The 13,483-nt window shown below is 63.3% G+C and carries 14 protein-coding genes; 3 read left to right on the top strand and 11 right to left on the bottom strand.

Annotation, left to right across the window (positions count from 1 at the left end):
* Positions 1-74: 74 nt before the first annotated feature.
* From G7Y49_RS08225 to G7Y49_RS08200, 6 genes are all read right to left on the bottom strand, one after another.
* Entirely contained in the window at positions 75-368 is a 294-nt protein-coding gene (locus G7Y49_RS08225) for a hypothetical protein (RefSeq protein ID WP_165172819.1), read from the bottom strand.
* Between the two features lie 369 nt (positions 369-737).
* Positions 738-935, bottom strand: a complete 198-nt coding sequence (locus tag G7Y49_RS08220; protein WP_165172818.1) for a hypothetical protein — start codon at positions 933-935, stop codon at positions 738-740.
* 409 nt (positions 936-1,344) lie between these two features.
* Positions 1,345-2,256: a hypothetical protein gene (locus tag G7Y49_RS08215; protein ID WP_165172816.1), complete on the bottom strand. Its 912-nt coding sequence runs from the start codon at positions 2,254-2,256 to the stop codon at positions 1,345-1,347.
* Between the two features lie 23 nt (positions 2,257-2,279).
* Complete coding sequence (locus tag G7Y49_RS08210; protein WP_206214602.1) at positions 2,280-3,413, bottom strand: hypothetical protein; 1,134 nt, start codon at positions 3,411-3,413, stop codon at positions 2,280-2,282.
* Positions 3,414-3,510: 97 nt separating this feature from the next.
* On the bottom strand, positions 3,511-3,984 hold the full coding sequence (locus tag G7Y49_RS08205; RefSeq protein WP_165172812.1) for a type I restriction-modification system subunit M N-terminal domain-containing protein: 474 nt from the start codon (positions 3,982-3,984) through the stop codon (positions 3,511-3,513).
* A gap of 2 nt (positions 3,985-3,986) precedes the next feature.
* Positions 3,987-4,190, bottom strand: a complete 204-nt coding sequence (locus G7Y49_RS08200; RefSeq protein WP_165172810.1) for a hypothetical protein — start codon at positions 4,188-4,190, stop codon at positions 3,987-3,989.
* A 188-nt stretch (positions 4,191-4,378) separates the two neighbouring features.
* Between G7Y49_RS08200 and G7Y49_RS08195 the strand changes: the two genes are divergently transcribed.
* The 3 genes from G7Y49_RS08195 to G7Y49_RS08185 all read left to right on the top strand — a co-directional run bounded on the left by G7Y49_RS08195 (position 4,379) and on the right by G7Y49_RS08185 (position 7,076).
* Complete coding sequence (locus tag G7Y49_RS08195; protein WP_165172808.1) at positions 4,379-5,086, top strand: DUF5067 domain-containing protein; 708 nt, start codon at positions 4,379-4,381, stop codon at positions 5,084-5,086.
* A gap of 42 nt (positions 5,087-5,128) precedes the next feature.
* Positions 5,129-5,590, top strand: a complete 462-nt coding sequence (locus G7Y49_RS08190) for an XRE family transcriptional regulator (RefSeq protein WP_241157345.1) — start codon at positions 5,129-5,131, stop codon at positions 5,588-5,590.
* Positions 5,591-5,684: 94 nt separating this feature from the next.
* Positions 5,685-7,076 carry a serine/threonine-protein kinase gene (locus G7Y49_RS08185; protein ID WP_165172804.1) on the top strand — a complete coding sequence of 464 codons (1,392 nt, stop codon included), beginning with the start codon at positions 5,685-5,687 and terminating at the stop codon, positions 7,074-7,076.
* A gap of 49 nt (positions 7,077-7,125) precedes the next feature.
* On the opposite strand, the gene crcB is transcribed toward G7Y49_RS08185, so the two are convergent.
* The 5 genes from crcB to ilvD all read right to left on the bottom strand — a co-directional run bounded on the left by crcB (position 7,126) and on the right by ilvD (position 12,982).
* Positions 7,126-7,500: a fluoride efflux transporter CrcB gene (gene crcB, locus G7Y49_RS08180; RefSeq protein WP_241157344.1), complete on the bottom strand. Its 375-nt coding sequence runs from the start codon at positions 7,498-7,500 to the stop codon at positions 7,126-7,128.
* A gap of 143 nt (positions 7,501-7,643) precedes the next feature.
* Positions 7,644-8,639, bottom strand: coding sequence for a ketol-acid reductoisomerase (gene ilvC / locus G7Y49_RS08175; RefSeq protein WP_165172802.1), 996 nt, complete (start codon positions 8,637-8,639; stop codon positions 7,644-7,646).
* 70 nt (positions 8,640-8,709) lie between these two features.
* Positions 8,710-9,192 (bottom strand): acetolactate synthase small subunit, encoded by a 483-nt coding sequence (gene ilvN, locus G7Y49_RS08170; RefSeq protein ID WP_165172800.1) that lies wholly within the window; start codon positions 9,190-9,192, stop codon positions 8,710-8,712.
* Positions 9,192-11,312, bottom strand: coding sequence for a biosynthetic-type acetolactate synthase large subunit (gene ilvB / locus G7Y49_RS08165; protein WP_241157343.1), 2,121 nt, complete (start codon positions 11,310-11,312; stop codon positions 9,192-9,194). The genes ilvN and ilvB overlap by 1 nt, the downstream gene beginning before the upstream one ends.
* Entirely contained in the window at positions 11,309-12,982 is a 1,674-nt protein-coding gene (ilvD, locus tag G7Y49_RS08160; protein ID WP_165172790.1) for a dihydroxy-acid dehydratase, read from the bottom strand. The genes ilvB and ilvD overlap by 4 nt, the downstream gene beginning before the upstream one ends.
* Between the last annotated feature and the right edge of the window lie 501 nt (positions 12,983-13,483).

Below are 13,483 nucleotides of genomic sequence, written 5' to 3'. Positions count from 1 at the left end.
CAAAGCTGACGTATGCCAGCAAAAAGGAGGTCGAAAACGCCATGAATATAATACAACGATTACATTGCTAGCGGTCATTGGATAGCCGTCAAATACCCCGACGTTCCCGCCGCATCGATGCGGAAATACGTGTACGCCGTCCGCGAGTTCGCATAGGCCGTCCCAGCGCCGCCCGCCAGGGCCTTGCAGTTGTAGAAGCACTGCATGCCGCTGATTCCACTCGCAGGCAGCTCCCACGAAGCGTCGGCGTAGATCCTCACAAGCGACAGGCAGCCCGAGAAGCAGTAGAACAGGTCCGTCGGGCGCGAGGGGTCGAAGCCCCGGAAGTCCAGCTCGGCCACCGCGCAGGAGCTGAACGCGTAGCGCATCGAACGCACCCCCCCCCCCCCGAAAGGTTGCCCAGCCCGGACACGCTCACCAGGTTCGCGCAGCTGCAGAACGGGCAGTTCAGGTTCAGGTGCTCATAGGACGTCATGTCCGCCGCGAAGGTGGCGCGCACGAGATGCTCGCGGTGCGTCGGCCCCGTCGCGCCGTCCCAGGGCGCGAACCCCAGCCCGACGTACCTCGCGTTCGCGCAGATCCGCCCTGCGGCCACAGCCGTAGAACATGCCGGTGTTGTGCCCCGCGCGCACCATGCGCCGTCCACTGTTCAGGCAGCCGGACACGGACGCCCTCTGGTACACCTCGTCGATCACGGACGTATAGTTTCTTGTGAATGCGATGTTGTTGGGCATGACCTAGCCCTCCTTCTTTGCGTCATTGGAATCGTCGTCGGAAAGCCCCGCGATCTCGCGCCAGTGCTTGAGTGCCTTGCCCTCATCTGTTGCGGCGCCCGCGTTTGGAAGCCCGGTCGCGCCCGAGCTGCCGACGCTACCGCCCTTTGCATGCTTGCCCGCAGCATCGAAGAGCCGGGGCTCGGCCTTTAGCTTGTCCACGCCGTTGTCGTGGTCGGATAGGAGCGCACGCGCGGCTTTGACGTTGCGTACGCCCGTGAGCTGCAGCCTGAAGTCGAGAGGTTGGACTCGCCCTGCGCCTTGAGCTCGGCGATCTTGGCCGCCTCGGCCACCTGCCCTTCGAGCTCGGCAATACGGGCGTTGCGCTCTGCGATCTGTTTCTTGAAGTCGGGGTTGAGCCGCCCGTCACTTCTTGCTGGCCCTGCGAGCCTTCCCGTTGTTGCTCTTGGGTTTCCTGGCCCTGCGCACCCTGCGTGGCTTCCTGGTTGCCATTCTGCTCACCTTTCCTGCCTGCCTTTCTGCGTAAGGCGGGCAGAGACGAACAATGCCCGCACCTTTATCGGTACGGGCATTGTCGCAACGTGTCACAAGTTGGACTGTGTATCAACAATCAGGCTACAACCAGCGGGCCCTCGTCGTCAGAACCTTCGTCCTGCATACCGTCGTCGAGCCCTGGCATCAGCCTTTCACGAAACTCATTAGATTCGATCGGGACATACTGCCCGTTCTTATAGAGGCTTCTTCCAAGTATCAGCTCTAAATTCGCTATCTGTGCAGCATCGAATAGCCTTACGTCGCCTTCAAGGATTCTGTTCACATCGTCAATCAGTTCCCGAGAGGACAGCCTATTGACCGTTTCTTGCCAGCCTAAGTAGCCTCCAGCGATTCCTTCACCAGTAATTTTCGCATTCGACAGCTTCTTAATCCGCTCGGCAAGCATCGAGGCGAGTATTGCAACCTCAACAAGTGCCTTTTGTGCTTCCTCGCTGCTCATGTTTTCTCGGTATCCCTCATAGGCTGTATCGAGCTCTTCTGAGATAGCCTTCGGGTCGATTTGCAAGCTCGCCTCGACAAGCTGGAGAGCTTTCGAGCGCTCTACCTGCTTACTTTTGGGCTTCCTTCCGATTCCCTTGAAGAAATCGCCTATTCCGCCAAAGAACTCCTTGATGCCTGGTACCGCTGTCTTCTCCCACCAGTGCTGAATATGCGGAGAGGCAGCAGCAATTAATGCTATGAGCATCGCCGCCAAAGCTTCACCCGCCAATTGGGCGAGCTCCTGTTGTTCAGGGGTCAGCTCAACCTTTCTGCGCTCGTAATCGTCGTAGTCGTAGCTGTAGTCGTATTGTTCGCGCTCTGCATATCTGTCGCGAAGTTCGTCCTCGTCTACCTCACGCATCTTTGCATGAGCCTTGAGGTTTCCGTCGTCGTCGTAAAGAAGGCCACGTTTGTATTCTGGATCATCGGCAGCGTCTGCCATATGCAGGTTGTCGTCGTATTCGACCTCGTACAGCTTCTTCGCCATGTTGCGACCTCTCAAAGCAAACGTTAGACATGCAAGTCAAAGACCTGCACTGTGACATGCATGATTCGCCCGTCATCTTTGTTCTGGATCTTGCAATACCACTGAGAATGCTTCGGACGGCCTTCTTGTATCGACACCTCGTCAAGTGCGCCCTGAATTGCGTTAAGCACGTTTTCAAAATTCTTGATGTCCTTGTTGAAGACGATGACGCTAACCTTAGTATCCCTCCAGGTGGTATAGGAGAAGAGCTGATCGATTGCAGAGAGGAACGCCTTTCTTCCGTGCCAAATCTTGCACTCTGCGATATAGGCTGTGTGATCCTCGAACGGCACGTTGATGTCGGTCTTCCCCCTCTTGCGAAATGTCTCACCAGTCGCGTTCTCGTAATGGGTGTTAAGCACCGAAAGGATATGATCCCGAAGCTGTTCCTCGCCGAAGCTCACATAAGAGCCAGGCGCCTGCTCCATTATCGAGCAGCAGCCGTCTATGATCTCGGTAATGTGCTCGTAGTCGGCGTCAGCGATACAGTGTGATGGCCCCCGATCAGAAGGCCGTGGCATGTTGAAAACAAGCCTCTTCCTCGGGAGGGCCACGGGCTTTGCCATTGGGACGTCTTTAACTCGATGGAGCGGCAGATTAAGCCCTTGCCGTATGGAGGCGTATTTGTCGAGCTGGGCAATCCGTTTATCGACCGCCTGCTCGACTTGCCGCCTCAAAGAATCATTGAACTGCTTGGCGTCAATCCTGATGCGCTCAGCAGCGGTTACATAGGCGCCAACCTCTTCCTGAAAGTGCTTCCGGATGCCATCGGCAGTCGCTTCACGTTGGGTTATCTCGTAAGCGAGGACGAAATGGCCGATTCCATCCGCGTTGGGCCTATCCAGCCTTTCTACTTCAAACGATCTCAGCGTATGCGTCATCGGTGACACTTTGAAGAGCTCGGGGTCGCCCGAATATGGCACGGTACACGTTGCCCTGAACCCTGCGACATCGAAATACTTAGGCTCGTAGGGGTCCATACGGGACCAATGGTTGTATTCCTGCAGCGTCTTTTCGTCGAGTTCCAACTGCATATCGTCGAGATAGATAGTTAGGCAATCTATCTCGTATTGTGAGACGTAATAGTCAACCCAGGCATCGCGGTCGGTCTTATCCATCTTTTCGGCTGACAATGATGCTATCTCTTGACGCATCCTCGCATGATAAGCCTTGAATACGTCGACGGTTAGATTCCCATTGAAGCACTGCATGCAATTAGCCTAACCTTCGTCCGCGTTGCACCGCCTGTATACGATGGGCAGCAGGTCGTTGTTCATGATGCTCATGTAGGCGTCGGGATTCTCGTTGAACTTCTCGTACATGTCCGTGCTGTCGGCCAGTATTGCCGCCAGCGCCCATGTCTGCAATCTCGGGTGAGAAGGACGTGACGTACTTGCTCAGGTTCTCGCGAATGCCGTCGGCGTCGGTCAGAAGTCCACGCATGGTGAACTCGCTCGTGTTGTAGAAGTCGACGCCAGCTGCCTGATTGAGCATCGTGTCTCGAAGTGCTCCAGGTAGGGGCTTTGCAGCTGCGTCGTGCACCGCCCGCTTGGTCGGCTCTAGCACCACATCCAAACGGCGCATGACCGTAAACGGCAGGATGATGGCGCCGTACTCATGTTGCTTGAAGCTGGAACGAAGGAGGTCGGCGGTTCCCCAGATGAAGCTGGAAATCTCGGAGTGGTTCACTGTTAGGCCTTTCGACTGAGCTCTTGAATCATGCACATACGCACGAAGGCGCTGTAGCTGGTGCCGCGCAGGGCGGCGACTTCCTTAGCAGAATCTCGAAGATTCTTGGGGATGCGGATGGTCACCGGGACCGTTTCTCCCTCGGCGAGGAACGCCTGGATCTCAGTCTGTTTCGCCCCGCTCTCAACAAGGTCGGTGTATTTCATAGCGTCGCCCTTTCGCCGCATGCGCAACGCAATACAAATCAAGTACGCATTCTACCAGAGGGTGGCATGGAAAAACTTAGCTCCCAGCTAATGTTTTAACCAGGGCATTCTTCTAATATGCATCATGTTTCGACCCGCAAAGCGCAGCCGCCGTCACGAAGCGGCACGCCAGACCGTAAGGATGCCCTATGAAGAAATCAGCTCTCGCCATAACCGGCCTCATCTTGGGAGCAGTCGCCCTCGCGACGTCGTTCCTCCCCATCATCAACAACATCTCGTTCTTCATCGCGCTGCTCGGCGCCGTGTTCGCCGTCATAGGGCTCGTCTCGATCATCAAGGGGAAAAGCGATGGGAAGACTATTGCCATCGTCGGCATCATCCTCAACATCGTTGCCGCCATCATCGTCTTAGCAAGCCAGAGCTTCTACAGCGCAGCGATTGACGGGGCCCTTTCTGAACCAAGCGCTTCAAACATTTCCTCTGCGGAGAGCACGAGCAGCGCAGATCAGTCGGGTGAGCCTCGGCAGGCGGCTCAGGAAGAGAAGGCGGCTGAGTCGAAGTACGCCGTGACCATTGACGACTGCGCCGTCACAACTGACTACGAGGGCAATCCGGCGGCTGTCGTCACCTACACGTTCACCAACAACTCCGACGAGGCCACGAGCTTCATGGTGGCAATACACGACCAATGCTTCCAGAACGGCGTGCAGCTTGAGCTAGCTCTCGTAAGCGACCTGGACTCTTCTCGCACGATGAGCGAGATTAAGCCCGGCGCCTCCATCACCGTCCAACAAGCATACGCACTCGACGACCAATCGGACCTGACCGTGGAATGCACCGAGCTCATCAGCCTCGACGACACCGTCTTGGCCGAAGCAACCTTCTCCGTCGCCTAAAGACCCAGAGTCTGCGCGAGCGCGTTCTCGCGTTTTCTTGATATGATGGTCAAAAAGCCGGCCAAGAAGAGGAAGAAGAAGCGCGTGAAGGAGCCTTTGACCGATGAGCTGCTCGACGAGCTGCTGAGCGCTCCCGACCCGCGCGCGTTCACGAGCAAACACCGCCTGACGAGCCGCGATCTCCCGACCTACCTCAACCAGCTGCTCGACGAACGCGGCCTCACGCGCGCAGGCGTGATACGAGCCGCCAGCCTCAACGAGACGTTCGGCTACCAGATATTCGTCGGGCAGCGCGGCGCCTCGCGCGACAAGATCCTCCAGCTCGCCTTCGCCATGCAGCTCACCCTGAAGGAGGCCAACCGCCTCCTTCAGGCAGCTGGCGCGAACGAGCTGTACTGCAAGCGCCGCCGCGACGCCATCATCATCTTCTGCCTCACACACGGCTACAGCCTGCAGAAGGCCGACGAGGAGCTCTACCGCTTCGGCGAGGAGACCATCTGCTAGCCCGCGCGCTCTGTGAGTTCGCGCGCCGCACGCTCTGCGAGCCTATGCGTTCCGCGAACCCGCAAACAAGCAAACTCTGATAGCATGTCAAAGCATGACCGACGAACTCGCCGAACATCTCAACGCCCTCGCACGCGACGACAACTACCGCGTGGACTCCGTCCTGAAGGAAAGCGCGCTCGAATGCACGCAGCGCGTGTTCTTCACCGGGGCGAACGGCGCGGAGATGGGGCCTTTCATCCGCAAGCGCTTCGACTGCGACGCGGGATTGGGCCTAGCCTATGAGCGGCTCTTGGCGGCGCAGCAAACCGGGCGGCGCTTCCTTCACCTCCCGCGCATTCTCGACTGCTACTGCGCGGGAGAGCAGCGCGTCGTCGTCATGGAGTACGTCCCCGGCGAGACGCTCGCCGATCTCGTGTACCGCCTCGATCCCTCGCCCGAGCTCGCAGCGCGCGTGTTTCCGCAGCTCTGCCGCGCCGTGCGCGAGCTGCACGAGAGCTTCGACCCGCCGATCATCCACCGCGACCTCAAGCCCTCTAACGTCATCATCGCCGACGAGAGCCTTACGGTCATCGACCTCAGCATCGCGCGCACCTATGACGACGAAGCCGAGGATGACACGAAGCACTTCGGGACGCGCGCCTACGCCCCGCCTGAGCAGTTCGGCTACAGCCAGACCGACACGCGCAGCGACGTGTACGCGCTCGGTCTTCTGCTGTACTTCTGCCTCACCGAGAAGACGCCCGACGCGCAAGCGCGCAGGCACGACTTCGCCTCGCCGCTCATCCCCGAGCCGCTTCGCCGCGTGATCGCGCATGCGGCGGCCTTCGACCCCGATCAGCGCTTCTCGAGCGTCGCCGAGCTGCAAGGTGCCTTCGAGCAGGCGATTGGGCTGGTCAAGGCCGAGGCGGGAACAGCGGGGGCGTCCGAAGCGCACGCTTTCCGCGAAAGGGGGCTTGTCTCATGCGAACCTGCGGCGATTGCGCTGCCAAACGACACGCTTGCGGCGCAGGACCCGCGCGCGTATATGAGCGAGAGCGCGAAGGCAGACGCATCCGCGGCAAACGCACCCGCAGAAGCAGGGACTGACGTATCCGCGCAGACGTTTGCGCGCGACAATTCGCCTGCGCACGTCGCGCCTGTGCGAAAGCGCCCTTCCCGCGCCTTCGCAACCGCGCGGAACGTCGTGGTCCTGCTCGTATTCGGCATCTTCTTCGCCGTGGTGACGGAGATGATCTTCCTCCCCCGACCGGGGCAGATTGACGAGTTCGCGCCGCTTTGGCTTCGCCTGGCCTCCAACTACACGCTGCTCTTCCTGTTCCTCGGCCCCGCGTTCTACCTCGCGCTCGACCGCCGCCGCCTCAAGGAGCGGTTCCCGCGCCTCGGCGCCTGCTCTCCCAAGCGCGAGCTCCTTCTCTGCCTCGTAGTCGCAACCGTCGGCTTCGTCGCCGTCGGCATCATGTCGCAGTTCTACCCAAGCAGCTAGCCTTTACGCTTCGGCTCGCCAATGCGGCACCGGGATGCGCTCGACTCCACTACCTCGCGAGCCACATACCGAGGGCGCAGGTGGCGAGGCACGCGATGACGCTTGCGCCTGCGTAAAGCGCCGCCATCACCCAGTTCCCCTGCTCAAAGAGTTGAAGCGTCTCGAGGCTGAACGTGGAGAACGTGGTGAACCCGCCGCAGACGCCCACCTTCAGAAACAGCAGCAGCTGTGGGTTCATGCTGACGTTCTTCGCGAACGTCGCCGCGATGAGGCCGATGGCGAGCGCGCCGAGCACGTTCACCACGAACGTGACGAGCGGAAACCCCGACGCCGAGGCGCCCCCGACGGGCAGAAGCCCCATCAGGTAGCGGCACACCGCGCCCACAAACCCACCCATGCCCACGAACAGGCAGTTCAACAACATCGTCCCTCTCCTTACGCAAGGATGAGCCACCCGCAGGCGGCCCATCCTTCAACCTCTACTCGTCGCCAGATCATCTCCACACCTGCCCAACTCGCACGCCAACGCGCAGCAGGCAGGCGCTTGATCGGCAAGGCAGAGCGCTCCTACTTCTTGATCCAGCTGAACATCGAGCGGATGTTCTCGCCGGTCTGCTCGATCAGGTGGTCGTTGATGGCCTCGCGCTGCTCGATGAGCCACTTGTGGTCGTTGTTGCAGTCAGCCACGAACTCGCGCGCGAACTCGCCGTTCTGGATGCGCGCCAGGATGAGCTTCATGGCCTCGCGGCTCTGCTCGTTGATGACCTTCGGGCCCGCGTAGTACTCGCCGTACTCGGCGGTGTTGGAGATCGAGTAGTTCATGAAGTGGATGCCGCTCTCGTACATGAGGTCGACGATCATCTTCATCTCGTGGTAGCACTCGAAGTACGCGAGCTCCGGCGGATACCCCGCGTCCACGAGCGTCTCGAAGCCGGCCTTCACGAGCTCCACCAGGCCGCCGCACAAAACGGCCTGCTCGCCGAAGAGGTCCTCCTCGGTCTCCTGCGCGAAGGTGGCCTTGATGATACCGGAGCGGGCACCGCCCACGCCCCAGCAGTACGACATCGCGATGTCCCACGCGTCGCCGGTGGCGTCCTGCGCCACGCACGCGAGGTCAGGCACGCCGGAGCCCTCGGTGTACTGGCGGCGCACGATGTGGCCCGGGCCCTTCGGCGCGCACATGATGACGTTCACCGTCTCAGGCGGGGTGATGTAGCCGTAGTGGATGTTGAAGCCGTGCGCGAAGGCGAGCGTGTCGCCGTCATGCAGATGCGGCGCGATCTGCTCGGTGTAGACCTTCGCCTGCAGCTCGTCGGGCACGAGGATCATGATGAGGTCGGCTTCCTCGGCGGCGTCCTCGATGGACATCACCTTGAGGCCCGCCTCCTCGGCCGCGGCGGCCGACTTGGAGCCCGCGCGCAGGCCGACGCGCACGTCGCAGCCCGAGTCCTTCAGGTTCAGCGCATGCGCGTGGCCCTGGGACCCGTAGCCGATGATGGCGATCTTCTTGCCCTGGATGATCTGCGGGTTGCAATCCTCTTCGTAATAGATGGTAACAGCCATGGTTTCCTTCGATCCTTTCCTGTCAGCTGTTGTGCTTCGCTATGCAAGCAGGCGCGGGCGCCTGTTGTTGCTATTCCTTCGCGTTGCGCGACATGGCGATCTTGCCCGTGCGCACGATCTCCTTGATGCCGTAGGCGCGGAAGAGGTCCTCCAGGCCCTTGAGCTTCTCCTCGTCGCCGGTGGCCTCGATGGTGAGCGAGTTGCGCCCCACGTCGACGATCTTCGCGCGGAAGATGTTGGCGATCTCGATGATCTCGTTGCGGCGCTCGGGCGCGGCGTTCACCTTGAACAGCACCAGCTCGCGCTCGATCGCGCCCTCGTCGGTGAGGTCGGTGATCTTGTGCACGCTGATGAGCTTGTGCAGCTGCTTGGTGATCTGCTCGTAGGCCACGTCGTCAGCCTTGACGATGGCCGTCACGCGCGACATGGTGGCGTCCTCGGTGGGTCCCACCGACAGCGACTCGATGTTGAAGCCGCGGCGCGAGATGAGGCCGGTGACGCGCGAGAGCACGCCGGGCTTGTTCTCGACCAGGACGGAAAGCACGTGCTTCATTAGTTCCCTCCTTCCACGGCGGACGCGGGGGCGGTGGCGGATGCTGCGGCGGACGCGGGGGCAAGCGCTGCAGCGGGTGCGGGGGCCGCCTCAGCGCCGGGTGCGGAGCCGCCCGCGGACGTGCCGCCAGCCCCGCCCGCAAGCGCGGCCGCCTCGCCCAGGCGCGCGCCCTTGTCGTCGGGATCGCTCTCCCAGCGGCCGCCGAACTGCGCGTCGATCTGCGCGCAGGGCGACGGCGCCGTGTGCACCTCCTGCGCGAGGTCGTCGAGCGCGCCCGCCGGCACGTCGGTGCGCACCGCGCCGACCGCCACGTCGATGGCGCCCATGATGTTGTCGAGCGCCGCGCCCGGGGCCACCATCGGGTACACGTTCTGCTCGCGCGAGATGGCCACGTCGAGCAGGTAGGGGCCCTGCGCCGCGAGCATCCGCGCGATGGCCGCGCTCACCTCGGCGGGATCCTCCACGCGCTCGCCCTGCCAGCCGTAGGCGTCGGCGAGCTTCACGAAGTCGGGGTTGGCCTCGAGCAGCGTCTGCGAGTAGCGCTTCGCGTAGAAGAGCTTCTGCCACTGGTGCACCATGCCCAGGCAGCGGTTGTCCATGATGAGCACCTTCACGGGCACGCCGTTGATGGCGGCGGTGGCCATCTCCTGCGAGTTCATCTGGAACGACCCGTCGCCGGCGATGCACACCACCTTGCAGTCGGGCCGCGCGATGGCGGCGCCGACGGCCGCCGGGAAGCCGAAGCCCATGGTGCCCAAGCCGCCGCTCGAGAGGAAGGTGCGCGGCAGCTCGCGGTCGATGAACTGGTGCGCCCACATCTGGTGCTGGCCCACCTCGGTCACCACGATGGAGCGCGCGGGGTCAAGCTGCGTCGAGAGGCTCTCGAGCACGAGCTCGGGGATGATCTCGTCGGCGCCGTCGCCCACGCCCGGATGGTAGAACGGGAAGCGCTCGCGCCAGGCGTTGATGCGCGAAAGCCACGCCTCGGTGTGCGCCTCGGCGCCGTCCTTGCGCAGCTGGTCGACGAGCCCCGCGAGCACGCCCTTGAGGTCGCCCACGATGGGAACCTGGCATGCGCGGATCTTGCCGATCTCGGCCGGGTCGATGTCGATGTGGATCACCTTCGCATGCGGGGCGAACTCGGAGAGGCGCCCCGTGACGCGGTCGGAGAAGCGCGCGCCCGCCGCGATGATGAGGTCGCTCTCTGTCATGGCGAGGTTGGAGTACTTCGCACCGTGCATGCCCACCGGCCCCAAGTTGAGCGGGTGCGACGCCGGGAAGGCGCCCTTGCCCATGAGCGTGGTGACCACGGGGATCTGCATGAGGTCCGCGAGGCTGGCAAGCTCCGCGGACGCCTCGGAGATGGTCACGCCGCCGCCCACGTAGAGGATGGGCTGGTCGGATTCCTCGATGAGCTCGGCTGCCGCGCGGATCTGCTTGGCGTTGCCGCGGTAGGTGGGCTTGTAGGAGGGCAGGTTCACCTCGTCGGGGTATTCGAACGTCATGGACGCGCCCGCCAGGTCAGACGGGATGTCGATGAGCACCGGCCCCGGGCGCCCCGTCACCGCGATGTGGAACGCCTCGCGGAAGGTGCGCGTGAGCTCGTCGGTCGACTGGAGCAGAAACGAGTGCTTCACCACCGGCATGGTGATGCCCACGATGTCGGACTCCTGGAAGGAGTCGGTGCCGATGACGGCGCGCGGCACCTGGCCCGTGATGACCACGAGCGGCACCGAGTCCATGTAGGCCGTGGCGATGCCCGTGACCGTGTTGGTGGCGCCCGGGCCGCTCGTCACGATGACCACGCCGGGCTTGCCGGTTGCGCGCGCGTAGCCGTCGGCCATGTGCACCGCGCCCTGCTCGTGGCGCGCGAGCACGTGGTTGATCTGCGTGGAGTCGTACAGCGCGTCGTAGATCTTGATGGCCTGCCCACCCGGGTAGCCGAAGACGGTGTCGACGCCCTCGGCCTCGAGCGACGCGATGACGGCCTCGGCGCCGAGCATCTCGCGGCCCTGCTTGGCCGTGCGCGAGCCCAGCCCGCGCGGCGCGCCCACGCTGGCGGCCGTGCGGCGCGCCTCGGCCGTGCGGCGCGCCTCGGTCTTCTCGTTCGTTGCGCTCATGAGACATACGCCCCCTTGTCTGCGGAAGAGACGAGCTTGGCGTACTTCGCGAGCACGCCGTGGTCGTGCTTGGGCGCCGGCGCCGCCCACGCCGCGCGCCGCGCCGCCAGCTCCTCGTCGGGCAGGTTGAGTCGAAGGACGCCGCCCTCGATGTCGACGGTGACCGAGTCGCCCTCCTCGATGAGGGCGATGGGGCCGCCCGCTGCGGCCTCGGGGCTCACGTGCCCCACGGCCGGGCCCTTCGTGGCGCCGGAGAAGCGCCCGTCGGTGATGAGCGCGACGCTCGTGGAGAGCCCCATGCCGCAGATGGCGCTCGTGGGCGTGAGCATCTCGCGCATACCCGGGCCGCCCTTGGGGCCCTCGTAGCGGATGACCACCACGTCGCCGGCGTTGATGGCGCCGGCGTTGATGGCCGCGCACGCCTCCTCCTCCGAGTTGAAGCAGCGCGCGGGGCCGGTGTGCCTCATCATGGACGGGTCGACCGCGCTCTTCTTCACGATGGCGCCGTCAGGCGCCAGGTTGCCGTGCAGCACGCGCAGGGCGCCCACCGCCGAGAAGGGGTTGTCGTGCGTGCGGCACACCTCGCCGTCGGCCGGCGGGCAGCAGGCGCTCAGGTAGTCGGGCAGCGGGCCCATGCAGGTGAGCGCGCTCTCGTCGAGCAGCCCCAGCTCGGCCAGCTCGTGCATGACCACGGGCACGCCGCCGACCTCGTAGAGGTCGGAGAGCGGGCGCGGGCCGGAGGGCTGCAGCTTCACGAGGTGCGGGGTGCGGGCGCTCGCGGCGTCCCAGTCATCCATGGTGATGGGGTGCCCCGCCGCCTGCGCGATCGCCGTGAGGTGCAGCACCGTGTTGGTGGAGCCGCCGAAGGCCATGTCGCACTCCATGGCGTTGCGGATGGCAGCCTCGCTCACGATGTCGCCGATCTTCACGTCCTTCTCGACGAGCTCCATGATCTTCATGCCCGCATGCTTCGCGAGGCGGATGCGCTCGGAGTACACCGCCGGGATGGTGCCGTTGCCGGGAAGCGCGATGCCGAGCGCCTCGCACAGGCAGTTCATCGAGTTCGCCGTGAACAAGCCCGAGCAGCTGCCGCACGTGGGGCAGGCGGTGTTCTCGAAGTAGCTGAGCTCCTCCTCGGTCATGGTGCCGTTCGTCACGGCCGCCGCGCCGTCGAACAGCGTGTTGAGGTCGGTGGTGGGGCCGCATCCCCCCTTCTGCTTGCCGGCGAGCATGGGCCCGCCCGACACGAACACCGTGGGGATGTTCACGCGCAGGGCGCCGAGGATCATGCCGGGGACGATCTTGTCGCAGTTCGGGATGCACACGATGCCGTCGAACGCGTGGCCCTGCACCGCGCACTCGAGCGAGTCGGCGATGGCCTCGCGCGACACGAGCGAGTAGTGCATGCCGTCGTGGTTCATGGCGATGCCGTCGCACACGCCGATGGTGGAGATCTCGAACGGCACGCCGCCGGCCAGGTAGATGCCGGCCTTCACGGCCTCGGCGATCTTGTCGAGGTTGGTGTGCCCAGGGATGATGTCGTTGCGCGAGTTGAACACGGCGATGAAGGGGCGCTTCATCTCCTCGTCGGTGATGCCGTCTGCCTTGAGCAGGCTGCGGTGAGGCGCGCGTGCCACGCCACATCGCACCTGGTCGCTTCTAAGCTGCATGCTCTTTCGCTCCTTCCGCTCACAACAAAAAATCCCAGCGCAGAGCTGCACCAGGACCCAGACGAACGGAATGCGCCGACTGCGCTTGCGAGAAGCGCGCGGGCATCGCAGACGGTAACGGTGTCGCCGGTTCAGCTCTACTAGCTCCCCCGGCCCGGCGGTAAGCCCGGCAACCGGAGAGGCGTTCACGCCAAACTGCTCGGAGGTGGCATTCGGATCGCCCACCGCCGGCTCGCAGCACCGCCGGCTCTCTGTCAGATGGGTTCGCCCCTACTATCCTCGTCAACGCATTTGGGATATGAACTTGTATTGCGGGCTAGTATACTCCGCCCGAAGCCGAGCGCAACCCCTCCCCGCGAAAAAGCCACGCGGCGGACGGCGTAACTTTGATGGGGGCCATGCTCTCCCGATCTCCTACCAGCCCGTTCCGGCCATTCCGGAGTCGACGGCGGCAGCATAGCGCACCTCGGCCGACATGCCCGCCACGCTCGCGGCCGGCGG

The sequence above is a fragment of the Adlercreutzia sp. ZJ242 genome, from assembly GCF_011038995.1.
Lineage (GTDB): Bacteria > Actinomycetota > Coriobacteriia > Coriobacteriales > Eggerthellaceae > CAAEEV01.
Note: the sequence above shows the minus strand (reverse complement) of the source record. Positions and strands in the feature narration are given on the sequence as shown.